General features: G+C 67.5%; 31 protein-coding genes. All 31 read left to right on the forward strand.

Features of this window, described 5'->3' with window-relative positions:
- Positions 1 to 36: 36 nt before the first annotated feature.
- Positions 37 to 3,927 carry a DNA-directed RNA polymerase subunit beta' gene (locus tag ACIBO8_RS11235; protein ID WP_396115026.1) on the forward strand — a complete coding sequence of 1,297 codons (3,891 nt, stop codon included), beginning with the start codon at positions 37 to 39 and terminating at the stop codon, positions 3,925 to 3,927.
- Positions 3,928 to 4,041: 114 nt separating this feature from the next.
- Positions 4,042 to 4,356: a hypothetical protein gene (locus tag ACIBO8_RS11240; RefSeq protein WP_396115612.1), complete on the forward strand. Its 315-nt coding sequence runs from the start codon at positions 4,042 to 4,044 to the stop codon at positions 4,354 to 4,356.
- 127 nt (positions 4,357 to 4,483) lie between these two features.
- On the forward strand, positions 4,484 to 4,906 hold the full coding sequence (locus tag ACIBO8_RS11245) for a hypothetical protein (protein WP_396115613.1): 423 nt from the start codon (positions 4,484 to 4,486) through the stop codon (positions 4,904 to 4,906).
- 394 nt (positions 4,907 to 5,300) lie between these two features.
- Positions 5,301 to 5,675, forward strand: coding sequence for a 30S ribosomal protein S12 (gene rpsL / locus ACIBO8_RS11250; RefSeq protein WP_014440718.1), 375 nt, complete (start codon positions 5,301 to 5,303; stop codon positions 5,673 to 5,675).
- 1 nt (position 5,676) lies between these two features.
- On the forward strand, positions 5,677 to 6,147 hold the full coding sequence (rpsG, locus tag ACIBO8_RS11255; protein ID WP_071803316.1) for a 30S ribosomal protein S7: 471 nt from the start codon (positions 5,677 to 5,679) through the stop codon (positions 6,145 to 6,147).
- A 105-nt stretch (positions 6,148 to 6,252) separates the two neighbouring features.
- Complete coding sequence (gene fusA, locus ACIBO8_RS11260) at positions 6,253 to 8,349, forward strand: elongation factor G (RefSeq protein ID WP_396115028.1); 2,097 nt, start codon at positions 6,253 to 6,255, stop codon at positions 8,347 to 8,349.
- A gap of 119 nt (positions 8,350 to 8,468) precedes the next feature.
- On the forward strand, positions 8,469 to 9,662 hold the full coding sequence (gene tuf / locus ACIBO8_RS11265) for an elongation factor Tu (RefSeq protein WP_071803318.1): 1,194 nt from the start codon (positions 8,469 to 8,471) through the stop codon (positions 9,660 to 9,662).
- Between the two features lie 360 nt (positions 9,663 to 10,022).
- The gene (gene rpsJ / locus ACIBO8_RS11270; protein ID WP_007073037.1) at positions 10,023 to 10,331 is read left to right on the forward strand and encodes a 30S ribosomal protein S10; all 309 of its coding nucleotides are present in this window, start codon (positions 10,023 to 10,025) and stop codon (positions 10,329 to 10,331) included.
- Positions 10,332 to 10,342: 11 nt separating this feature from the next.
- Complete coding sequence (gene rplC, locus ACIBO8_RS11275; RefSeq protein WP_396115029.1) at positions 10,343 to 10,996, forward strand: 50S ribosomal protein L3; 654 nt, start codon at positions 10,343 to 10,345, stop codon at positions 10,994 to 10,996.
- On the forward strand, positions 10,993 to 11,643 hold the full coding sequence (rplD, locus tag ACIBO8_RS11280) for a 50S ribosomal protein L4 (RefSeq protein WP_396115030.1): 651 nt from the start codon (positions 10,993 to 10,995) through the stop codon (positions 11,641 to 11,643). The genes rplC and rplD overlap by 4 nt, the downstream gene beginning before the upstream one ends.
- Positions 11,640 to 11,942, forward strand: a complete 303-nt coding sequence (gene rplW, locus ACIBO8_RS11285; protein WP_184997663.1) for a 50S ribosomal protein L23 — start codon at positions 11,640 to 11,642, stop codon at positions 11,940 to 11,942. Before rplD ends, rplW begins: the two co-directional genes overlap by 4 nt.
- Before the next feature lie 12 nt (positions 11,943 to 11,954).
- Positions 11,955 to 12,794, forward strand: a complete 840-nt coding sequence (rplB, locus tag ACIBO8_RS11290; RefSeq protein WP_396115031.1) for a 50S ribosomal protein L2 — start codon at positions 11,955 to 11,957, stop codon at positions 12,792 to 12,794.
- A 13-nt stretch (positions 12,795 to 12,807) separates the two neighbouring features.
- Positions 12,808 to 13,089, forward strand: a complete 282-nt coding sequence (gene rpsS, locus ACIBO8_RS11295) for a 30S ribosomal protein S19 (RefSeq protein WP_020513590.1) — start codon at positions 12,808 to 12,810, stop codon at positions 13,087 to 13,089.
- Between the two features lie 33 nt (positions 13,090 to 13,122).
- Positions 13,123 to 13,602 carry a 50S ribosomal protein L22 gene (gene rplV, locus ACIBO8_RS11300; protein ID WP_396115032.1) on the forward strand — a complete coding sequence of 160 codons (480 nt, stop codon included), beginning with the start codon at positions 13,123 to 13,125 and terminating at the stop codon, positions 13,600 to 13,602.
- Positions 13,602 to 14,462, forward strand: a complete 861-nt coding sequence (gene rpsC / locus ACIBO8_RS11305) for a 30S ribosomal protein S3 (RefSeq protein WP_396115033.1) — start codon at positions 13,602 to 13,604, stop codon at positions 14,460 to 14,462. Before rplV ends, rpsC begins: the two co-directional genes overlap by 1 nt.
- A 3-nt stretch (positions 14,463 to 14,465) precedes the next feature.
- On the forward strand, positions 14,466 to 14,891 hold the full coding sequence (rplP, locus tag ACIBO8_RS11310; protein ID WP_015618999.1) for a 50S ribosomal protein L16: 426 nt from the start codon (positions 14,466 to 14,468) through the stop codon (positions 14,889 to 14,891).
- Positions 14,891 to 15,124 carry a 50S ribosomal protein L29 gene (gene rpmC / locus ACIBO8_RS11315; RefSeq protein WP_106130636.1) on the forward strand — a complete coding sequence of 78 codons (234 nt, stop codon included), beginning with the start codon at positions 14,891 to 14,893 and terminating at the stop codon, positions 15,122 to 15,124. Before rplP ends, rpmC begins: the two co-directional genes overlap by 1 nt.
- On the forward strand, positions 15,121 to 15,396 hold the full coding sequence (gene rpsQ, locus ACIBO8_RS11320) for a 30S ribosomal protein S17 (protein WP_071803326.1): 276 nt from the start codon (positions 15,121 to 15,123) through the stop codon (positions 15,394 to 15,396). Before rpmC ends, rpsQ begins: the two co-directional genes overlap by 4 nt.
- A gap of 94 nt (positions 15,397 to 15,490) precedes the next feature.
- Entirely contained in the window at positions 15,491 to 15,859 is a 369-nt protein-coding gene (gene rplN, locus ACIBO8_RS11325; protein WP_015619002.1) for a 50S ribosomal protein L14, read from the forward strand.
- Positions 15,856 to 16,176 carry a 50S ribosomal protein L24 gene (gene rplX, locus ACIBO8_RS11330; protein WP_396115614.1) on the forward strand — a complete coding sequence of 107 codons (321 nt, stop codon included), beginning with the start codon at positions 15,856 to 15,858 and terminating at the stop codon, positions 16,174 to 16,176. Before rplN ends, rplX begins: the two co-directional genes overlap by 4 nt.
- Entirely contained in the window at positions 16,176 to 16,745 is a 570-nt protein-coding gene (gene rplE, locus ACIBO8_RS11335; protein ID WP_396115034.1) for a 50S ribosomal protein L5, read from the forward strand. The genes rplX and rplE overlap by 1 nt, the downstream gene beginning before the upstream one ends.
- A 2-nt stretch (positions 16,746 to 16,747) precedes the next feature.
- Positions 16,748 to 16,933 (forward strand): type Z 30S ribosomal protein S14, encoded by a 186-nt coding sequence (locus tag ACIBO8_RS11340; RefSeq protein ID WP_106130632.1) that lies wholly within the window; start codon positions 16,748 to 16,750, stop codon positions 16,931 to 16,933.
- 81 nt (positions 16,934 to 17,014) lie between these two features.
- Entirely contained in the window at positions 17,015 to 17,422 is a 408-nt protein-coding gene (rpsH, locus tag ACIBO8_RS11345) for a 30S ribosomal protein S8 (protein ID WP_071803329.1), read from the forward strand.
- A gap of 13 nt (positions 17,423 to 17,435) precedes the next feature.
- Positions 17,436 to 17,978, forward strand: coding sequence for a 50S ribosomal protein L6 (gene rplF, locus ACIBO8_RS11350; RefSeq protein ID WP_396115035.1), 543 nt, complete (start codon positions 17,436 to 17,438; stop codon positions 17,976 to 17,978).
- 8 nt (positions 17,979 to 17,986) lie between these two features.
- A complete protein-coding gene (gene rplR, locus ACIBO8_RS11355; RefSeq protein ID WP_396115615.1) occupies positions 17,987 to 18,370 on the forward strand; it encodes a 50S ribosomal protein L18 in 384 nt (127 codons plus the stop codon).
- A 12-nt stretch (positions 18,371 to 18,382) separates the two neighbouring features.
- Entirely contained in the window at positions 18,383 to 19,003 is a 621-nt protein-coding gene (gene rpsE, locus ACIBO8_RS11360; RefSeq protein WP_106130628.1) for a 30S ribosomal protein S5, read from the forward strand.
- Positions 19,003 to 19,185 carry a 50S ribosomal protein L30 gene (gene rpmD, locus ACIBO8_RS11365; RefSeq protein WP_071803333.1) on the forward strand — a complete coding sequence of 61 codons (183 nt, stop codon included), beginning with the start codon at positions 19,003 to 19,005 and terminating at the stop codon, positions 19,183 to 19,185. The genes rpsE and rpmD overlap by 1 nt, the downstream gene beginning before the upstream one ends.
- Positions 19,185 to 19,628: a 50S ribosomal protein L15 gene (rplO, locus tag ACIBO8_RS11370; RefSeq protein WP_396115036.1), complete on the forward strand. Its 444-nt coding sequence runs from the start codon at positions 19,185 to 19,187 to the stop codon at positions 19,626 to 19,628. The genes rpmD and rplO overlap by 1 nt, the downstream gene beginning before the upstream one ends.
- Before the next feature lie 278 nt (positions 19,629 to 19,906).
- Positions 19,907 to 21,253, forward strand: a complete 1,347-nt coding sequence (gene secY / locus ACIBO8_RS11375; RefSeq protein WP_396115616.1) for a preprotein translocase subunit SecY — start codon at positions 19,907 to 19,909, stop codon at positions 21,251 to 21,253.
- Positions 21,254 to 21,327: 74 nt separating this feature from the next.
- A complete protein-coding gene (locus ACIBO8_RS11380) occupies positions 21,328 to 21,981 on the forward strand; it encodes an adenylate kinase (protein ID WP_106130625.1) in 654 nt (217 codons plus the stop codon).
- A 1-nt stretch (position 21,982) separates the two neighbouring features.
- A complete protein-coding gene (gene map / locus ACIBO8_RS11385) occupies positions 21,983 to 22,837 on the forward strand; it encodes a type I methionyl aminopeptidase (RefSeq protein WP_396115038.1) in 855 nt (284 codons plus the stop codon).
- The last annotated feature ends 67 nt before the right edge of the window (positions 22,838 to 22,904 follow it).

Consider the following 22,904-nt stretch of genomic DNA (forward strand, 5'->3'; position numbering starts at 1 on the left):
ACCATCCGAGCAAGCGAAACACGAGGGATAGACCAAGTGCTCGACGTCAACTTCTTCGACGAGTTGCGCATCGGCCTGGCGACCGCGGACGATATCCGTCAGTGGTCGCACGGCGAGGTCAAGAAGCCCGAGACGATCAACTACCGCACCCTGAAGCCCGAGAAGGACGGACTCTTCTGCGAGAAGATCTTCGGTCCGCAGCGGGACTGGGAGTGCTACTGCGGCAAGTACAAGCGGGTCCGGTTCAAGGGCATCATCTGTGAGCGCTGCGGCGTCGAGGTGACCCGGTCCAAGGTCCGCCGTGAGCGCATGGGCCACATCGAGCTCGCCGCGTCGGTCACGCACATCTGGTACTTCAAGGGTGTGCCGAGCCGGCTGGGCTACCTGCTCGACCTGGCGCCCAAGGACCTCGAGAAGATCATCTACTTCGCCTCGTACGTGGTCACGAGCGTGGACGCCGAAGCGCGTCACCGCGACATGTCCACCATCGAGAACGAGATCTTCGCCGAGAAGCGGCAGTCCGAGAACGGCCGCGACTCCGAGATCGAGAAGCGCGCCGCCAAGCTGGAGCAGGACCTCGCCGAGCTCGAGGCCGAGGGTGCCAAGGCGGACGTGCGCCGCAAGGTCAAGGAGGCCGGCGAACGCGAGATGCGCCAGATCCGCGACAAGGCGCAGCGCGAGATCGACCGGCTCGACGAGGTGCTCGACACCTTCCGCAAGCTCGACAGCAAGCAGCTGGTCACCGACGAGCTGCTCTACCGCGAGCTGCGGGACCGCTTCGGTGAGTACTTCACCGGTGGCATGGGCGCCGAGGCCATCAAGGCCCTGCTCGAGAACATGGACCTGGACGCCGAGGCCGAGAACCTGCGGGAGATCATCCGCACCGGTAAGGGCCAGCGGAAGATCCGTGCGCTCAAGCGGCTCAAGGTCGTCGCCGCGTTCCTGAACACCCGCAACTCGCCGCTGGGCATGGTGCTGGACTGCGTCCCGGTCATCCCGCCGGACCTGCGCCCGATGGTGCAGCTCGACGGTGGCCGCTTCGCGACCAGCGACCTGAACGACCTGTACCGCCGGGTCATCAACCGCAACAACCGGCTCAAGCGCCTGATCGACCTGGGCGCGCCCGAGATCATCGTCAACAACGAGAAGCGGATGCTGCAGGAGGCCGTCGACGCGCTGTTCGACAACGGCCGCCGCGGCCGGCCGGTCACCGGCCCGGGTAACCGCCCGCTGAAGTCGCTGTCCGACATGCTCAAGGGCAAGCAGGGCCGTTTCCGGCAGAACCTGCTGGGCAAGCGCGTCGACTACTCCGGCCGTTCCGTCATCGTCGTCGGCCCCCGGCTCAAGCTGCACCAGTGCGGCCTGCCGAAGCAGATGGCGCTGGAGCTGTTCAAGCCGTTCGTGATGAAGCGCCTGGTGGACCTCAACCACGCGCAGAACATCAAGTCGGCCAAGCGCATGGTCGAGCGGCAGCGCCCGGTCGTGTGGGACGTCCTGGAAGAGGTCATCAGCGAGCACCCGGTGCTGCTGAACCGCGCGCCGACGCTGCACCGCCTCGGCATCCAGGCCTTCGAGCCGCAGCTGGTCGAGGGCAAGGCGATCCAGATCCACCCGCTCGTCTGCACGGCGTTCAACGCCGACTTCGACGGTGACCAGATGGCGGTGCACGTGCCGCTGTCGGCCGAGGCGCAGGCCGAGGCCCGGATCCTGATGCTCTCGTCGAACAACATCCTCAAGCCGGCCGACGGCAAGCCGGTCACCATGCCCACCCAGGACATGGTCATCGGGCTGTACCACCTGACCCACCTGACGCCGGGCGCGAAGGGTGAGGGCCGGGTGTTCAGCTCGGACGCCGAGGCGCGGATGGCGTTCGACAACGGCGAGCTGCACCTGCAGGCGCCGGTCAAGATCCGGCTCCGCGAGGTCGTCGGTGTCGACAACGGCGCCGGCAAGGCCCCGTGGGAGACGCCGGAGGAGTGGCAGCAGGGCGACCCGCTGCTCATCGAGACCACCCTGGGCCGGGTGATCTTCAACGAGACGCTGCCGCCGGGCTACCGGTACGTCAACTACGAGATCCGCAAGGGTCAGCTCTCCGCGATCGTCAACGACCTCGCCGAGCGCTTCCCCAAGGTGGCCCTGGCGGCGACCCTGGACGCGCTCAAGGAGGCCGGCTTCCACTGGGCCACCTGGTCCGGTGTGACGATCGGCATGGGCGACGTCATCGGTCCTCCGCGCAAGCCGGAGATCATCGCCCGCTACCAGGGCGAGGCGGACCGCATCGACAAGCAGTACCAGCGGGGTCTGATGACCGCCGAGGAACGCCGCGGCGAGCTCATCGACATCTGGACCAACGCGACCAAGGACATCTCGAAGGAGATGGAGACGGCGCTGCCGCAGGAGAACCCGCTCTGGGTGATGATCAACTCCGGCGCCCGCGGTAACCTCCTCCAGCTCCGGCAGATCGCCGCGATCCGTGGTCTGGTGGCCAACCCCAAGGGCGAGATCATCCCGCGGCCGATCACGTCGTCGTACCGCGAGGGTCTGACCGTGCTGGAGTACTTCATCTCCACGCACGGTGCTCGTAAGGGTCTGGCCGACACCGCGCTGCGTACCGCCGACTCGGGTTACCTGACCCGGCGTCTGGTGGACGTCTCGCAGGACGTCATCATCCGCGAGGAGGACTGCGGCACCGACCGCGCGATCCCGATGCAGGTGGCGGACAAGCTCGAGGACGGCACCCTCGTCGTGCACACGCACGCCGAGACCGGCGTCCACGCGCGCACCCTGGCCGACGACATCGACGACGCGCAGGGCAACCGCGTGGTGTCGCGTGGCGACGATCTCAACTCGATCCTGGTCGACAAGCTCGTGGCCGCCGGCGTCGAGAACGTCCGCGTCCGCAGCGTGCTGACCTGTGAGTCGAAGCTCGGCGTCTGCGCGGCCTGCTACGGCCGCTCGCTGCCGACCGGCAAGTCGGTCGACATCGGCGAGGCGGTCGGCATCATCGCCGCCCAGTCCATCGGTGAGCCGGGTACGCAGCTGACGATGCGTACCTTCCACACCGGTGGTGTCGCGGGTGAGGACATCACCCAGGGTCTGCCGCGTGTGCAGGAGATCTTCGAGGCCCGCGTCCCCAAGGGCAAGGCGCCCATCGCCGACACCCCGGGCCGCGTGCGGATCGAGGACGGCGAGCGCTCCCGCAAGATCATCGTGGTGCCGGACGACGGCAGCGACGAGATCGTGTACGACAAGATCTCGAAGCGCGTCAAGCTGCGGTTCCACGACGGCGACCACGTGGGCGTCGGCGAGAAGCTCACCGAGGGCACCATCGACCCGCACGAGCTTCTGCGGATCATGGGTCCGCGTGCGGTCCAGGTCCACCTGACCAGCGAGGTCCAGGAGGTCTACCGCTCGCAGGGTGTGCTCATCCACGACAAGCACATCGAGATCATCATCCGCCAGATGCTCAAGCGGGTGACGGTCATCGACTCGGGCGCCTCGGAGTTCCTGCCGGGCGTGCTGGTCGACCGGGCGCTGTTCGAGTCGGAGAACCGCCGGCTCGTCGGCGAGGGCGGCGAGCCCGCCGCCGGTCGTCCGGTGCTCATGGGTATCACCAAGGCGTCGCTGGCGACCGACTCCTGGCTCTCGGCGGCCTCCTTCCAGGAGACCACCCGGGTGCTCACCGACGCGGCGATCAACTCGCGCAGCGACTCGCTCGTCGGCCTCAAGGAGAACGTCATCATCGGTAAGCTCATCCCGGCCGGTACGGGCATCAGCAAGTACCGCAACATCCGGGTCGAGCCCACCGAGGAGGCGAAGGCCAAGGTGTACTCGATGACCGGCTACCCCGAGACCGACTACGGCTTCGGGCCGGCCAGCGGGCAGGCAGTGCCGCTGGACGACTTCGACTTCGGGTCGTACCGCTAAGGGTTTCCGCAGCAACGCACAGGGCGGTCGCGCAGCAGCGCGGCCGCCCTCGGCGTTTCTTCCTAAGATGGACGGGTGACGCTCCCCGCCCCCGCCGCGCCCACCCGCCACCCGATGGATCCGGAGCCGGCACCGTCGACGAAGGCGCGCGCCGTCTTCGCGCTCGGGCTGATGGCGTTCGTCACCGGAGCGTTCGTCGGCGGCGTGATTCCCGCCACCATCACCCTCCTGCTCGCGCGCCAGGTCGCCCGCGAGCAGTTCGCCGCGGGCGGCTACCTCACCGGCTCCACATGGGTACGCCGCGGCCGCCGGCTGGCCTGGGCCGGCATCGTGCTGGCCCTGACCACGCTGGTGGTGGCCGCGATCGCGGGTCTGCTGCACCTCGCGGCCACTCCGGGCGGCGTGGACTACGCCCCCGGCACCGACTGACCCGCCTCGGGCTGCGCGCGCCCACCTTCGGGTGACATGCTCGAGATCCAGCGGTACGCGGCGAGAGGGACGGTCCGTGACACAGCAGCCAGGTTCGTGGCCGGGACAGCCGCGTCCACCGGTGGCGATGCCGCCGCGGCCCGGGGAGGCGTGGACGCCCGAGCGGGTCGAACCGGTGGCAGGCACGGAATTCGGGCTGGTCCAGTTGCGCGTCGTGCCGATCACGTCGGGGCTCGCCATCGGCTCGCTCATCGCCGGCATCGCTTCCATCCTGGTCGCCACGCTCGTGCTGTGCTTTGGCATCGCAGGTGCGCCGCAGGGCTGGGGTGGGGTGGTGGCCGGCGCGTTCGCCCTGCTCGGGGCCCTGGTGGGTGGCGGTGCGATCGCGCTGGGACTGATCGCACGGCGCCAGATCACGCGCTCCGGCCAGGGCGGCCGCGTGCGCTTCACCGGTCGCGGTGTGGCCGTGGCGGGGATCTCCTGCGGTGGGGCGGGAGTGGGAATTGCGGTGCTTGTGCTGCTGTTGGTGATGGTGTTGCAGTCCTCGTGAGGCCGCGTCGTGCCGAAACAGGCACCGCGGCGTTGTGGCGGCAGAGCACCCGGTACACTTGATAAGCGGAGATGTCCATCGTCAGGCTGGCTGGTCAAGCGGGCTCGTTTTGACCTGCGTGCCTGTGGTGGGTACTCTTTCCCCTCGTGCCCGGGCTCGCCCGGGCAACTCGTGCGTGCGCCCGAGTCTGTAGTACCGACGGGGCGACGAGCACGACGGGCTGAGCCCGACAAAGACAAGACTCGCTGCGCGCGACGTGCGTGCGGCGGGACCGTGAGCCGGACGACACGCCCGACCGCGGGTGCGGGGCGTTCCATCCGGGACGGCTCGTACACAAGGCATAACGAAGACGGTGCGGCCGCTGAAGGGCGGCCGAAGGGAGCGGAGAAACCCGGTGCCCACGATCCAGCAGCTGGTCCGTAAGGGCCGCCAGGCGAAGACGAGCAAGACCAAGACGCCGGCGCTGAAGGGAAGTCCCCAGCGGCGCGGCGTGTGCACGCGCGTGTACACCACCACCCCCAAGAAGCCGAACTCTGCGCTGCGCAAGGTCGCTCGTGTGAAGCTCAGCAGCCAGATCGAGGTCACGGCGTACATCCCGGGCGTCGGCCACAACCTGCAGGAGCACTCGATCGTGCTCGTGCGTGGCGGCCGTGTGAAGGACCTCCCGGGCGTCCGCTACAAGATCGTCCGTGGTTCGCTGGACACCCAGGGTGTCCGCAACCGCAAGCAGGCCCGCAGCCGTTACGGCGCGAAGAAGGAGAAGAGCTGACATGCCGCGTAAGGGCCCCGCTCCGCGCCACCCGGTGGTTCCGGACCCGGTTTACAACTCGCCGCTGGTCACCCAGCTGGTGAACAAGATCCTGGTCGGCGGCAAGCGTCAGCTCGCCGAGCGGATCGTCTACGGCGCCCTGGAGGGCTGCCGTGAGAAGAACGGGACCGACCCCGTGGTGACGCTCAAGCGCGCCATGGACAACGTCAAGCCGACCCTCGAGGTCCGCAGCCGCCGTGTCGGTGGCGCGACCTACCAGGTGCCGGTCGAGGTCCGTACCCCGCGGCAGACCACCCTCGGTCTTCGCTGGCTGGTCCAGTACTCCAAGGCCCGCCGCGAGAAGACCATGATCGAGCGCCTGCAGAACGAGCTGCTCGACGCCAGCAACGGCCTCGGTGCCGCCGTCAAGCGGCGCGAGGACACCCACAAGATGGCGGAGTCCAACAAGGCCTTCGCGCACTACCGCTGGTAAGACCCCGTCACCGGCCCGGCATTGCCGGGCCGGAACGCCGGTCTCCGGCTCCCCGCGGAATCCCGCGGGACACAGTCGACACGACGACGAAGAGTAGGGATTGCAGTGGCTGCCGCAGACGCGCTCGCCAAGGTACGCAACATCGGCATCATGGCGCACATCGACGCTGGTAAGACCACGACGACCGAGCGCATCCTGTTCTACACCGGCATCACGTACAAGATCGGTGAAGTCCACGAGGGCGCGGCCGTCATGGACTGGATGGAGCAGGAACAGGAACGCGGTATCACCATCACCTCCGCCGCCACGAAGTGCGAGTGGAAGGGCCACACGATCCAGATCATCGACACGCCCGGCCACGTCGACTTCACGGTCGAGGTCGAGCGGTCGCTGCGTGTGCTCGACGGTGCCGTCGCGGTCTACGACGGTGTCGCCGGCGTGGAGCCCCAGACGGAGAACGTGTGGCGGCAGGCGGACAAGTACCACGTCCCCCGGATGTGCTTCGTCAACAAGCTCGACCGGACCGGCGCGGACTTCTTCCGCTGCGTCCAGATGATGATCGACCGGCTGAACGCGACGCCGCTCGTCCTGCAGATCCCGATCGGCCTCGAGGGTGACCACATCGGCGTCGTCGACCTGATCGGCATGCGGGCGCTGACCTGGCGCGGCGAGACCCAGAAGGGCGAGGACTACGCGGTCGAGGAGATCCCGGCCGACCTCGCCGACCAGGCCGCCGAGTGGCGCGAGAAGCTCATCGAGACCCTCGCCGACGTCGACGACGCGGTCATGGAGAAGTACCTCGAGGGCGAGGAGATCTCCGAGGCCGAGATCAAGGCCGCCATCCGGCGCGCCACGATCGCCAGCAAGGCGAACCCGGTGCTCTGCGGTTCGGCGTTCAAGAACAAGGGCGTGCAGCCCATGCTCGACGCCGTGGTGGATTTCCTGCCGTCGCCGCTGGACATCCCGGCCATCGAGGGCACCGCGACCGACGGCGAGACGCCGCTGCAGCGCAAGCCCTCCAACGACGAGCCCTTCTCGGCCCTGGCGTTCAAGATCCAGACCGACAAGCACCTCGGTAAGCTGACCTACGTCCGGGTCTACTCCGGCACGCTCGAGACCGGTTCCCAGGTGATCAACTCCACCAAGGACCGCAAGGAGCGGATCGGCAAGATCTACCAGATGCACGCGAACAAGCGTGAGGAGCGCACCACCGCGCAGGCCGGCGACATCATCGCCGTCCAGGGTCTGAAGCAGACCACCACCGGTGACACGCTCTGCGACCCGGCCAAGCCGGTCATCCTCGAGTCGATGACCTTCCCCGAGCCGGTCATCCAGGTGGCCATCGAGCCGAAGACCAAGTCGGACCAGGAGAAGCTGGGCACCGCGATCCAGCGTCTGGCCGAGGAGGACCCGACCTTCCGCGTCTTCAACGACGAGGAGACCGGGCAGACGATCATCGCCGGCATGGGCGAGCTCCACCTCGACATCCTCGTCGACCGCATGCGGCGCGAGTTCAACGTCGAGGCGAACATCGGTAAGCCGCAGGTGGCGTACCGCGAGACGATCCGCGGCACCGTGGAGAAGCTCGACTACGTGCACAAGAAGCAGACCGGTGGTTCCGGCCAGTACGCGAAGGTCGTCGTCAAGCTCGAGCCCCTGCCGCTCGCGGCCGACGGCCCGACGTACGAGTTCGTCAACGCGGTGACCGGTGGTCGCATCCCCAAGGAGTTCATCCCGTCGGTCGACGCCGGTGCGCAGGACTCGATGCAGTACGGCGTGCTGGCCGGCTACCCGCTGGTGGGCGTGAAGCTGACGCTGCTCGACGGCCAGTACCACGAGGTCGACTCGTCCGAGATGGCGTTCAAGATCGCCGGCTCGATGGTGATGAAGGAGGCGGCCCGCAAGGCCGACCCCGCGCTGCTCGAGCCGATGATGTCCGTCGAGGTCACCACGCCCGAGGACAACATGGGCGATGTCATCGGCGACCTCAACTCCCGCCGTGGCATCATCCAGTCGATGGAGGAGCGTTCCGGCGCCCGGGTCGTCAAGGCGCTGGTGCCGCTCTCCGAGATGTTCGGCTACGTCGGCGACCTCCGGTCGAAGACTGCGGGCCGGGCTAGCTACAGCATGCAGTTCGACTCCTACGCCGAGGTTCCGCAGGGCGTGGCGAAGGAGATCATCGCTAAGGCCACTGGCGCCTGATGCGTTGAGGCGCGTGCGGTCCGTCGAGGACCGCACGCGTACGAGCAGTCGACAGAGTCCTAATCGCCTTATCGGCGTGCCGGGCGAGAGAAGAAACCCCAGTCCACAGGAGGACACCAGTGGCGAAGGCGAAGTTCGAGCGGACTAAGCCGCACGTCAACATCGGCACCATTGGTCACATCGACCACGGTAAGACGACGCTGACTGCGGCCATCACGAAGGTCCTGCACGACGAGTACCCGGACCTGAACCCGTACACCCCGTTCGACGAGATCGACAAGGCGCCGGAGGAGAAGGCCCGCGGCATCACGATCTCGATCGCGCACGTGGAGTACCAGACCGCGGCGCGGCACTACGCGCACGTGGACTGCCCCGGCCACGCCGACTACATCAAGAACATGATCACCGGTGCCGCGCAGATGGACGGCGCGATCCTGGTGGTCGCGGCGACCGACGGCCCGATGCCGCAGACCAAGGAGCACGTGCTCCTGGCCCGCCAGGTCGGCGTTCCGTACATCGTCGTCGCCCTGAACAAGAGCGACATGGTCGAGGACGAGGAGCTCCTGGAGCTCGTCGAGCTCGAGGTCCGCGAGCTGCTGAGCACCTACGAGTTCCCGGGCGACGACCTTCCGGTCGTGCGCGTCTCGGCGCTCAAGGCGCTCGAGGGCGACCCGGAGTGGACCGGCAAGCTCATGGAGCTGATGAACGCGGTCGACACCGCGATCCCGCAGCCCGAGCGTGAGACCGAGAAGCCGTTCCTCATGCCGATCGAGGACGTCTTCACGATCACCGGTCGTGGCACGGTCGTCACCGGCCGGGCCGAGCGCGGCATCCTCAAGCCGAACGAGGAGGTCGAGATCGTGGGCATCCGCGAGAAGTCGACCAAGACCGTTTGCACCGGCATCGAGATGTTCCGCAAGCTGCTCGACGAGGCTCGCGCGGGCGAGAACGTCGGTCTGCTGCTGCGCGGTATCAAGCGCGAGGACGTCGAGCGCGGCATGGTCGTTGTGAAGCCGGGCACCACGACTCCGCACACGGAGTTCGAGGGCCAGGTCTACATCCTGTCGAAGGAGGAGGGCGGCCGTCACACGCCGTTCTTCCAGAACTACCGTCCGCAGTTCTACTTCCGCACCACGGACGTCACCGGCGTCGTCACGCTGCCCGAGGGCACCGAGATGGTCATGCCGGGCGACTCCACCTCCATGTCGGTCAAGCTGATCCAGCCGATCGCCATGGAGCAGGGCCTGAAGTTCGCGATCCGTGAGGGTGGCCGCACCGTCGGCGCCGGAACGGTCACGAAGATCAACGTCTGATTGAGGTTAAACCCTCAATGGTGACCCCGATTAGCGTTGCCGCTTTCGATACGGCATACTAGTCAGGTTGCGTCCGCGCAGGGTGGTTGGCTGCCTTGGCACTTTGGCAGCCAACCACCCTCGCCCGGTGTCCGGCGTGTGTTCAAGCCGCCGGCCGCCCCGATCCCGACGGATGGGGTAGCTCCCCTCGGAGCTCTCCCACGGGCATGATCGCTCCAGTTGCCTGGGGCGGAGCCTGGTTCCACAGCGCGACACGCCCGACCGCGGGGGTCGGACAACGCAGGATCAACGGTCCTGCGGGCATGCGAGGGCCACCGCTTTCGCACGTAGCGGCATCGAGAGAAGGAAACAGAAGCCACCATGGCGGGACAGAAGATCCGCATCCGGCTCAAGGCCTATGACCACGAGGTCGTCGACTCCTCGGCGCGGAAGATCGTCGAGACGGTGACGCGGACCGGGGCGCAGGTTGCTGGCCCGGTGCCGCTGCCCACGGAGATCAACCGTTTCTGCGTGATCCGTTCGCCGCACAAGTACAAGGACTCGCGCGAGCACTTCGAGATGCGCACGCACAAGCGTCTGATCGACATCATCGACCCGACTCCGAAGACGGTCGACTCGCTCATGCGCCTCGACCTGCCGGCTGGCGTCGACATCGAGATCAAGCTGTAGGGATCCGGACAATGGACAGGCAAGTGAAGGGCATCCTGGGCGCCAAGCTCGGCATGACCCAGGTCTGGGACAACAACAAGGTCGTCCCGGTAACCGTGGTGCAGGCCGGCCCGTGCGTCGTGACCCAGGTCCGCACCCCTGAGGCGGACGGCTACGCCGCGGTGCAGCTGGCTTACGGCCAGATCGACCCGCGCAAGGTGAACAAGCCGGAGAGCGGCCACTTCGCCAAGGCGAACGTGTCGCCGCGCCGCCACGTCGTGGAGCTGCGCACCACCGACGCCGGTGAGTACGAGCTCGGCCAAGAGGTCACCGTCGAGACGTTCGCGGTCGGTTCGCCGATCGACGTCACCGGTAAGACCAAGGGCAAGGGCTACGCCGGTGTCATGAAGCGGCACGGCTTCCACGGCCTCAAGTCGAGCCACGGTGTCGAGCGCAAGCACCGCTCGCCGGGCTCGATCGGCGCCTGCGCCACCCCCGCGCGTGTCTTCAAGGGCACCCGGATGGCCGGTCGCATGGGCAGCAAGCGCTTCACCGTGCAGAACCTCACGGTGCAGGCCGTCGACACCGACAACAACCTGCTGCTGATCAAGGGTGCCATTCCCGGCCCCAAGGGCGCGCTGATCCTGGTCCGTACGGCGGCGAAGAAGAAGGGTGGTGCCAAGTGAGCTCGGTTGACGTGATCAACGCCGAGGGCACGAAGGCCGGCTCGGTCGAGCTGCCCGACGACATCTTCGACGTGCAGGCGAACATCCCGCTGATGCACCAGGTCGTCGTCGCCCAGCTCGCGGCTGCCCGGCAGGGTACGCACAAGGCGAAGACCCGCGGCGAGGTCGCCGGCGGCGGCAAGAAGCCGTACAAGCAGAAGGGCACCGGCCGCGCCCGCCAGGGCTCGATCCGCGCCCCGCAGTTCACCGGCGGTGGCACCGTGCACGGTCCCGTGCCGCGTGACTACAGCCAGCGGACCCCGAAGAAGATGAAGGCCGCCGCCCTGCGTGGCGCCCTCTCGGACCGGGCCCGTGACGGCCGCGTGCACGTCGTCGAGGCGTTCCTCGCCGGCGAGACCCCGTCCACGAAGGCCGCGGTCGCGACGCTGCGCAAGGCGACCCAGTCCACCAAGGTGCTGGTCGTGCTGAGCAGCTACGACGAGCTGAACTGGCTGTCGCTGCGCAACGAGCCGACCGTGCACCTCATCGAGGCGGGCCAGCTCAACACGTACGACGTGCTGGTGGCGGACGAGGTCGTCTTCACCAAGGAAGCGCTCGAGGAGTTCCTGGGCGTTCCCGCCGAGACTTCCGAGGAGGGGGACAAGTGAGCACGATCGCCGACCCGCGCGACATCATCGTCGCTCCCGTGGTCTCCGAGAAGAGCTACAGCGTTCTCGACCAGAACTGGTACACGTTCCTCGTCCACCCGGACGCGAACAAGACCCAGATCAAGATCGCGATCCAGCAGATCTTCGACGTCCGCGTGCTGACGGTGAACACCGCGAACCGCGAGGGCAAGCGCAAGCGCACCAAGACCGGGTTCGGTCAGCGCAAGGCGACCAAGCGCGCGATGGTGAAGCTGGCTGACGGTGACCGTATCGAGGCCTTCGGCGGCCCGGTCAGCTAAGGGGTGTAAATCATGGCTATCCGTAAGTACAAGCCGACCACGCCGGGCCGTCGCGGCTCCAGCGTCGCCGACTTCGCCGAGATCACCCGGTCCACCCCGGAGAAGTCTCTGCTCGCCCCGCTGCCGAAGAAGGGTGGGCGCAACGTCCACGGCCGCATCACCACGCGGCACCAGGGCGGTGGCCACAAGCGGCAGTACCGGATCATCGACTTCAAGCGCAACGACAAGGACGGCGTGCCGGCCAAGGTCGCTCACATCGAGTACGACCCCAACCGCACCGCCCGCATCGCGCTGCTGCACTACGCCGACGGCGAGAAGCGCTACATCCTCGCGCCGAAGGACCTCAAGCAGGGCGACCGTGTCGAGTCGGGTGCGGGCGCGGACATCAAGCCGGGCAACAACCTGGCCCTGCGCAACATCCCGGTCGGTACGACGGTCCACAACGTGGAGCTTCGTCCCGGCGGTGGCGCCAAGCTGGCCCGTTCGGCCGGCGTCGGCATCCAGCTCCTGGGCCGGGAGGGTGTCTACGCCACGCTGCGTATGCCCTCGGGCGAGATCCGTCGCGTCGACGTGCGCTGCCGCGCCACCGTCGGCGAGATCGGCAACGCCGACCAGTCGAACATCAACTGGGGCAAGGCCGGCCGCATGCGGTGGAAGGGCAAGCGCCCGACCGTCCGTGGTGTCGCCATGAACCCGATCGACCACCCGCACGGTGGTGGTGAGGGTAAGACCTCGGGTGGTCGCCACCCGGTGAACCCGGCGGGTAAGCCTGAGGGCCGCACCCGTCGCAAGGGCCAGCCGAGCGACAAGCTGATCGTTCGCCGCCGCTACGCGACCCGCAAGCGCGGGTAACGGGAGTTAAAAGATGCCTCGCAGCCTGAAGAAGGGCCCGTTCGTCGACGACCACCTGCTCAAGAAGGTGGAAGTCCAGAACGAGAAGAACTCGAAGAACGTCATCAAGACCTGGTCGCGGCGCTCGACGATCATTCCCGACATGCTCGGGCACACGATCGCCGTGCACGACGGGCGCAAGCACGTCCCGGTGTTCATCACCGAGGCCATGGTCGGGCACAAGCTCGGCGAGTTCGCTCTGACCCGTACGTTCAAGGGTCACGAGAAGGACGACCGCAAGAGCCGTCGTCGCTAAGCAGTCCACGGATAAGAACAAGGGGTTACAGCGATGCCAGTCAAGGGCGACGCTCCGGCGCTTCCGGGCGCGCGGGCGGTTGCGCGCCACGTGCGCATCTCGCCGAACAAGGCGCGCCGTGTGATCAACCTCGTCCGCGGTCTGCCCGCGAAGGAGGCTCTCACGGTCCTGCAGTTCGCGCCGCAGGCTGCGAGTGAGCAGGTCTACAAGGTGCTCGCCAGCGCGATCGCGAACGCCGAGAACAACGAGCGGCTCGACCCGGACGCGCTCCTGGTCAGCGAGGCGTTCGTCGACGAGGGTCCGACGCTGAAGCGGTTCCGGCCGCGGGCGCAGGGCCGGGCGTACCGGATCCGCAAGCGCACCTGTCACATCACCGTCGCGGTGGAGGCCGTCCAGGTCGCCACGCCGGCCCGCAAGGCCGCCGCGAAGAAGGCCACGCCGGCCAAGAAGGCGGCCCCGGCCGCCGCCGAGGCCACGCCGGCCGAGTCCCAGAGCACGGAAGGTGCCGAGTAATGGGTCAGAAAGTTCACCCCACCGGGTTCCGGCTCGGCATCTCCACCGACTGGAAGAGCCGCTGGTTCGCGGACAAGCTCTACAAGGACTACATCGGCGAGGACGTCAAGATCCGCCGCATGATGTCCAAGGGCCTCGAGCGCGCCGGCATCTCCAAGGTGGACATCGAGCGCACCCGTGACCGGGTCCGCGTCGACATCCACACCGCCCGGCCGGGCATCGTCATCGGCCGTAAGGGCGCGGAGGCCGACCGGATCCGCGGCGAGCTCGAGAAGCTCACCGGCAAGCAGGTCCAGCTCAACATCCTCGAGGTGAAGAGCCCGGAGTCGGACGCGCAGCTCGTGGCGCAGGGCGTCGCCGAGCAGCTCTCCAGCCGGGTCAGCTTCCGCCGGGCGATGCGCAAGGCCATGCAGTCGGCGATGAAGAACCCGGTCTGCAAGGGCATCCGGGTGCAGGTCTCCGGCCGCCTCGGCGGCGCCGAGATGAGCCGCACGGAGTTCTACCGTGAGGGTCGCGTCCCGCTGCACACGCTGCGCGCCAACATCGAGTACGGCTTCTTCGAGGCCCGCACGACGTTCGGCCGCATCGGCGTGAAGGTCTGGATCTACAAGGGCGACGCCGTGCCGGGTCGCGAGGTCGCCCCCGAGGCGCCCGCGCGTCCGCGCCGCGAGCGTGGCGACCGTCCGGAGCGTCCGCGCCGTGGCCGTTCCGGTTCGTCCGGCACCACCGCGGGTGGTACCGAGGCCGGCCGTGCCGCCGCTGCCGCCCAGGCCAAGGGCGACACCCCGACCGGTGAGTCGATCGACGACGCGGCTGTCGCCGCGGCGCCGGCCACCGCCGACCCGCAGCAGGAGGGCTGACACATGCTGATGCCGCGTAAGCCCCCGAAGGGCTTCCGCAAGCCGCACCACCCGGACCGCCACGGCGCGTCCAAGGGCGGCAACCGGGTGGTCTTCGGCGAGTTCGGTATCCAGGCCCTGGAGCCGGCGTACGTGACCAACCGGCAGATCGAGTCGGCCCGTATCGCCATGACCCGTCACATCAAGCGTGGCGGCAAGGTGTGGATCTCGATCTTCCCGGACCAGGCTCTGACCAAGAAGCCCGCCGAGACCCGCATGGGTTCCGGTAAGGGCTCGCCGGAGTGGTGGGTGGCGAACGTCAAGCCGGGACGCATTCTCTTCGAGATGTCGTTCCCGAACGAGACGATCGCGCGCGAAGCGATGCGTCGCGCGATCCACAAGCTCCCGATGAAGTGCCGCATCGTGACACGCGAAGTGGGTGAAAGCTGATGGCAGCGGGCGTTAAGGCAGCCGAGCTGCGCGAGCTCTCCGAAGAGGAGCTGGTCTCGCGGCTGCGGGAGGCCAAGGCGGAGCTGTTCAATCTTCGCGTGCAGGGCGCGACCGGCCAGCTCGACAATCACCGTCGGCTGCAGGTGGTCCGCAAGGACATCGCGAAGATCTACACGATCATGCGTGAGCGTGAGCTGGGGCTCTCGGCCGCGCCGAGTGAGGTGACAGCATGAGTGAGAACGCTGCTGCTGCGCCGCGGGCTCAGCGCAAGGTGCGCGAGGGCCTCGTGGTCAGCGACAAGATGGACAAGACCGTCGTCGTCGAGGTCGAGGACCGCGTCAAGCACGCCCTCTACGGCAAGGTTCTCCGTCGTACCCGCAAGCTGAAGGTGCACGACGAGCAGAACGCGTGCGGCATCGGCGACCGGGTTCTGATGATGGAGACCCGTCCGCTGTCAGCCACCAAGCGGTGGCGAGTCGTGGAGATCCTCGAAAAGGCCAAGTGAGTGCGCTGGGCCGGCTGCGGCCGGCCCAGCCCACCATCGTTCCGCCAAGCTTCGGATGAACTTCCCGGAGAACTGGCAGACATAGGAGACAGACGTGATCCAGCAGGAGTCGCGACTGCGCGTCGCCGACAACACGGGTGCCCGGGAGATCCTGTGCATCCGCGTACTGGGCGGCTCCGGCCGCCGCTACGCGAGCATCGGCGACGTCATCGTGGCCACGGTCAAGGACGCCATCCCGGGTGCGGGTGTGAAGAAGGGCGACGTCGTCAAGGCGGTCATCGTCCGCACCGCCAAGGAGAAGCGCCGTCCCGACGGCTCGTACATCCGCTTCGACGAGAACGCCGCCGTCATCATCAAGGACGGTGGGGACCCCCGCGGTACGCGTATCTTCGGCCCGGTCGGCCGCGAGCTGCGCGACAAGCGGTTCATGAAGATCATCAGCCTGGCGCCGGAGGTGCTCTGACCGTGAAGATCAAGAAGGGCGACACGGTCGTCGTCATCGCCGGCAAGGACAAGGGTGCGAAGGGCAAGGTCATCGCGGCCTTCCCGCGCCAGGACAAGGTCCTCGTCGAGGGCGTCAACCGCATCAAGAAGCACGAGCGCATCCGTACGACGCAGCGTGGTTCGAAGACCGGCGGCATCGTCACGCAGGAAGCCCCGATCCACATCTCCAACGTGCAGATCGTGGACGACCAGGGCAAGCCGACCCGTGTCGGCTACCGCATCGACGACAACGGCCAGAAGGTCCGCATCGCGCGTACGACCGGTAAGGACCTGTGATGACTGCCGCTACCGAGACCAAGACGCTGCCCCGGCTGAAGCAGAAGTACCGCGGAGAGGTTATCCCCGCGCTTCAGGAGCAGTACAAGTACGGCAACCCCATGCAGGTTCCCGGCCTGGTGAAGGTCGTCGTGAACATGGGTGTGGGCGAGGCCGCCCGCGACGCCAAGCTGATCGACGGCGCCGTGCGGGACCTGACCACCATCACCGGTCAGAAGCCGCTGGTGCGGCGGGCGACCAAGTCCATCGCGCAGTTCAAGCTGCGTGAGGGCATGCCGATCGGCGCGAAGGTCACCCTCCGCAACGACCGGATGTGGGAGTTCCTGGACCGGCTGCTGTCGATCGCGCTGCCGCGTATCCGTGACTTCCGCGGCCTCGACGGGCGCAAGCTCGACGGGCACGGCAACTACACGTTCGGTCTGACCGAGCAGTCGGTGTTCCACGAGATCGACCAGGACCGGATCGATCGCACCCGGGGCATGGACATCACGGTGGTGACCACCGCCAAGACCGACGAGGAGGGCCGGCAGCTGCTCAAGCTCCTGGGCTTCCCGTTCAAGGAGAACTGAGCATGGCGAAGAAGGCCCTGATCCTGAAGGCTGCCGCGAAGCCGAAGTTCGCTGTGCGTGCGTACACCCGCTGCCAGCGCTGCGGGCGCCCGCACTCGGTCTACCGCAAGTTCGGCCTCTGCCGGGTGTGCATCCGTGAGATGGCCCACCGCGGCGAGCTGCCGGGTGTGTCGAAGGCTTCCTGGTAACCCCGACTTCTTAGATATACCGCTTCGCCGTAGGCCTAGGCCTGGCCCGGGAACCCCGGCGAGAAAGGTTGACGAATACCCATGACGATGACGGACCCGATCGCAGACATGCTCACGCGTCTGCGTAACGCCAACCAGGCGTACCACGACAAGGTGACCATGCCCTTCTCGAAGATCAAGGCGAACATCGCCGAGGTCCTCAAGGCCGAGGGTTACATCGCCTCCTGGTCGGCCGAGGAGCCCGAGGAGGGCGCTGTCGGCAGGCGTCTGGTCGTTGAGCTCAAGTACGGCCAGAACCGCGAGCGCAGCCTCGCCGGCATCAAGCGCGTGTCCAAGCCCGGTCTGCGGGTTTACGCCAAGTCCGACGAGCTCCCGCGCGTGCTCGGCGGCCTGGGCGTCGCGATCATCTCGACGTCCCAGGGCCTCCTGACCGACCGGCAGGCCCGCAAGCGGAGCGTTGGCGGGGAAGTCCTCGCCTTCGTCTGGTAACGGAGACTCTGACATGTCGCGAATCGGACGTAAGTCGATCCCGGTCCCGGCCGGCGTCGACGTCACCATCACGGGCCAGACCGTCAAGGTCAAGGGCCCCAAGGGCGAGCTCTCGCACACCGTCTCGGAGCCGATCACGGTCGAGAAGGCGGACAACGGCGAGCTGGTCGTCAACCGGCCCAACGACGAGCGCAAGGCCAAGGAGCTGCACGGGCTCTCGCGTACCCTCGTCGCCAACATGATCGTCGGCGTCACCGAGGGCTACCGGAAGACCCTGGAGATCAACGGCACCGGTTACCGCGTGACCGCCAAGGGCAAGGACCTCGAGTTCGCCCTGGGCTTCTCGCACCCGGTCAACGTGGTCGCGCCGGACGGCATCACCTTCTCGGTGGAGCGGCCGACGCAGTTCACCGTCGCCGGCATCGACAAGCAGCTCGTCGGCGAGGTCGCCGCGAACATCCGGAAGATCCGCCCGCCGGAGCCGTACAAGGGCAAGGGCGTCAAGTACCAGGGCGAGGTCATCCGCCGCAAGGCTGGAAAGGCAGGTAAGAAGTGACCGCCACGCTGCTCAAGCGCCGCAATGGGGGCGGAGTCGCCTCCAAGCGCGCCGTCGGAAAGGCGCGTCGGCACTTCCGGGTCCGCAAGAACGTCCGCGGCACTGCCGAGCGTCCCCGTCTGGTCGTCACCCGGTCCACGCGGCACATCACCGCGCAGATCGTGGACGACCTCAAGGGCCACACGCTCGTCTCTGCCTCCACGCTCGACGCCTCCCTGCGGGGCAGCGAGGGTGACAAGAGCGCTCTGGCCACCAAGGTCGGCGCTCTCCTCGCCGAGCGCGCGAAGGCCGCGGGCGTGTCCAAGGTCGTCTTCGACCGCGGTGGCAACAAGTACGCGGGGCGTATCGCCGCGCTTGCCGACGCCGCCCGCGAAGCCGGACTCGAGTTCTAGGAAGGAAGACCAATGCCTGGTCAGCAGCGCCGTGGCGGCGGGTCCGGCGGTAACAACGAGGGCGGCCGCCGCGACAACCGCCGTGAGGGCGGCCGCGGAAACGCGCCCGTCGAGAAGACCCCCCACCTGGAGCGGGTCGTAGCGATCAACCGTGTCGCGAAGGTCGTGAAGGGTGGTCGTCGCTTCAGCTTCACCGCCCTCGTGATCGTCGGCGATGGTGACGGCACCGTCGGCATCGGATACGGCAAGGCCAAGGAGGTGCCCGCGGCCATCGCCAAGGGTGTCGAGGAGGCCAAGAAGCACTTCTTCAAGGTGCCGCGGATCGGTGCGACGATCCCGCACCCGATCACCGGCGAGGCCGCCGCGGGTGTCGTGCTCCTCAAGCCGGCTTCCGCCGGTACCGGTGTCATCGCCGGTGGCCCGGTGCGTGCCGTGCTCGAGTGCGCGGGCATCCACGACGTGCTCAGCAAGAGCCTCGGCTCGTCCAACCCGATCAACATCGTGCACGCGACGGTGGCCGCTCTGAAGGGCCTCGAGTCCCCGGAGCAGGTCGCGAGCCGTCGTGGCCTGCCGGTCGAGGACGTCGCGCCCGCGGCCATGCTGGCGGCGCGTGCGGAAGCGGCGGTGCACTGATGGCACGCTTGAAGGTCACCCAGATCCGGTCCGAGATCGGCCGTAAGCAGAACCAGCGGGACTCCCTGCGGTCGCTCGGCCTCAAGCGGATCAACGATGTGGTGGTCAAGGAGGACCGCCCCGAGATTCGGGGCATGATCTTCGCCGTGAGCCACCTCGTGAGTGTTGAGGAGGTCGAGTAATGGCGATCAAGGTCCACCACCTCCGTCCGGCGCCCGGAGCCAAGACGCCGAAGACCCGTGTGGGTCGCGGTGAGGGCTCCAAGGGCAAGACCGCCGGTCGGGGCACCAAGGGTACGGGAGCTCGCAAGAACGTCTCGGCGGCGTTCGAGGGTGGGCAGATGCCCCTCCACATGCGCCTGCCGAAGCTGAAGGGCTTCAAGAACAAGAACAAGGTCGTCTTCCAGGTCGTCAACCTGGACCGGCTCGCCGAGCTGTTCCCGAACGGCGGCGAGGTCGGCCCGCTGGAGCTCGCCGAGGCCGGCGCGGTCCGCCGCGGCCAGCCCGTGAAGGTCCTGGGCTCCGGTGAGCTGGGTGGCGTGTCGCTGCAGGTTTCGGCGCACGCGTTCAGCGAGTCGGCCAAGGAGAAGATCGCAGCCGCCGGTGGTTCCGCCACCGAGCTGTGAGGCTTGCCGGGGATGCCGGTCCGGGTTATCGCACTGCGATGCTCGGCCGGCATCCCCGTTGTGGCGTCTGACCTGGCATTTCGCCTGGCCGGACGGCATGTTTCCACCAGCCGCGGCGTAGCTCTTCGTCCCCGGGTGCTGCACAAGCGGCGACCGTGCCTCACAGCGGGCACGTCAGGCTGTTAAAGTCCGTTCCCAGCCAGGTATATCGGTCGTCCGGACCGATGCCTACCCCCATCCGCCGGTTCCAGGCGGCCACCTCGCGCAGGAGGAAGAAGTTGCTCTCCGCCTTTCTGAGTGCGTTCCGGACGCCTGACCTGCGCAAGAAACTGCTGTTCACAGTAGCGATCATCGCGGTCTACCGGCTCGGGGCCACACTGCCCAGCCCGGGCGTGTCCTACACCAACGTCAAGAACTGCCTGAAGGCGGTGAGCGATCAGGACGCCGGCAGCGGGGTGCTGAACCTCCTGAACCTGTTCTCCGGCGGTGCGTTGCTTCAGCTGTCGGTCTTCGCGCTCGGCATCATGCCGTACATCACGTCCTCGATCATCCTTCAGCTGCTCACCGTGGTGATCCCCCGGCTGGAGCAGCTCCGCAAGGAGGGTCAGTCCGGACAAGCGAAGATCACGCAGTACACGCGGTACCTGACGCTGGGCCTCGCCATCCTGCAGTCCTCGGCGTTCGTCGCGCTGGCTCGTTCCGGCCAGCTCTTCGCCGGCGCCTGCCCTCAGGACCAGTCGAAGTTTGCGATCATCCCCAAGGGCACCGGTATTCCGGACTGGCTGACGCTCACGATGCTGGTCATCACGATGACCGCCGGTACGGGCGTGGTCATGTGGCTCGGCGAGCTGATCACCGACCGCGGCGTCGGCAACGGCATGTCCGTCCTGATCTTCACCTCGATCGCCGCCCGCCTTCCCGGCGAGGGCTGGACGATCAAGGAGAGCAGCGGCTGGGCGAAGTTCTGGCTCGTCGTCGTGCTGGTGCTGCTGGTCATCTGCGCCGTCGTCTTCATCGAGCAGGCTCAGCGCCGCATCCCGGTGCAGTACGCGAAGCGCATGATCGGCCGGCGCATGTACGGCGGCACCTCGACGTACATCCCGCTCAAGGTCAACCAGGCCGGTGTCGTCCCGGTGATCTTCGCGTCGTCGCTGCTCTACCTGCCCCAGCTGTACCTGCAGTTCTTCGACAGGAACAACCTCAAGGGCTACCAGCTGTGGATCCAGGACCACCTCGCTGACCCGAGGAGTTCGATCTACATCGCGGCGTACTTCTTCATGATCATTTTCTTCACGTACTTCTACGTGTCGATCACGTTCAATCCGACCGAGGTCGCCGACAACATGAAGAAGTACGGTGGCTTCGTACCGGGCATCCGGCCCGGTAAGCCGACCGCCGACTACCTGGACTTCATCCTCAGCCGGATCACGCTGCCGGGCGCGCTGTACCTGGGTCTGATCTCGGTCCTGCCGAACTTCTTCTTCATCTGGCTGAACAGCCGGCAGTACCAGAACTTCCCGTTCGGCGGTACCGCGGTGCTGATCATGGTGGGTGTGGGTCTGGAGACGGTGAAGCAGATCGAGAGCCAGCTCATGCAGCGCAACTACGAAGGGTTCCTCCGGTAGTGGGGGCGCAGAGCCGGGGGGCTCTTGCGTCTGTGGTTTGCGAGGCTCGTTCTCACCGAAGCGAGGCGATGTAGGTGCGGCTGGTACTGGTGGGCCCTCCGGGGGCCGGCAAGGGGACCCAGGCTGAGTTCATCGCCGCCCATCTCGCCGTACCGAAGATCTCGACCGGTGACATCTTCCGGGCGAACGTCTCCCAGGGCACGCCGCTCGGGCTCGAGGCGAAGCGCTACATGGACGCGGGCAATCTCGTCCCCGACGAGGTCACCATCAACATGGTCCGCGACCGGCTCGCCGAGCCCGACGCCGGCGACGGCTTCCTGCTCGACGGCTTCCCGAGAACCGTCCCGCAGGCCTCGGCGCTGGACAAGCTGCTGGCCGACCTGGGCACGGCGCTCGACCTGGTGATGGAGCTCGTGGTCGACGACGACGAGGTCATCCGGCGGCTCTCGGGCCGCCGGACCTGCCGCGGCTGCGGCAAGATCTGGCACGTCGAGTTCGACCCCACGAGCAAGGAGAACGTCTGCGACCGGTGCGGGTCCGAGCTGTTCCAGCGTGACGACGACCGGGCGGAGACCATCGCCAACCGCCTCGTCGAGTACGCGGACAAGACCGCACCGCTCGTCGACTTCTACGGCGCCCAGGGCAAGCTCGTCGGCATCGATGCCACCGGGCCGGTCGAGGACGTCACCGTGCGTGCGATCGACGCGCTGCGGTCGTACGGGGGCTGACATGCGCCGTCAGCAGCTGGACATCCAGCTCAAGACGCCGGAACAGATCGAGCTCATGCGCGGCGCCGGCCTGGTCGTCGCCGCCGCGCTCGACGCGATGCGCGCGGCCGTGGCCCCCGGGGTCTCGACCGCGGACCTGGACGCCATCGCGGAGAAGGTCATCAGGGACGCGGGCGCCGTCCCGTCGTTCAAGGGCTACCACGGATTCCCGGCGTCGATCTGCGCGTCGGTCAACGAGCAGGTGGTCCACGGCATCCCTTCGCCCGACCAGGTGCTGCGTGAAGGCGACCTGATCTCGCTGGACTGCGGTGCGATCCTGAACGGCTGGCACGGCGACTCGGCGATCACCGTCGGGGTCGGCGAGACCGAACCCGAGCTGCTGCGCATGGCAGAGGTGGCCGAGGACGCGATGTGGGCGGGGATCGCCGCCGCGGCGCGCGGCGCCGCCAACGGCCGTGGCCGCCTCACCGACATCTCGTTCAACGTCGAGAAGGCCGTCCGCAAGGCTGGCCGCTACGGCATCGTCGACGGGTACGGCGGACACGGCATCGGCACCGAGATGCACCAGGACCCGCACGTGCTCAACCACGGCAAGCCCGGCAAGGGCCCGCGCCTGGTGCCCGGCCTCTGCCTGGCGATCGAGCCGATGATCACGATGGGCTCGCCCCGCACGCAGGAACTGTCGGACGGCTGGACGGTCGTGACCCGCGACGGGTCAATGGCGGCGCACGTGGAACACACGATGGCGTTGCTCGAGGACGGCGTCTGGGTGACGACGGCGCCGGACGGTGGGCGCGCCCGCCTGGGCGATCTCGTGACGTCCCGCCAGCCTGCGGCAGACTCGCTCGCGGAGTAGCCGCGACCTGGTTCCGGGGCAATTGGCTCGGCGACCGAGCAAACCCTGATCGCGGGGGCGCGGGCCG

This window comes from Actinoplanes sp. NPDC049681, from assembly GCF_044465265.1.
Lineage (GTDB): Bacteria > Actinomycetota > Actinomycetes > Mycobacteriales > Micromonosporaceae > Actinoplanes.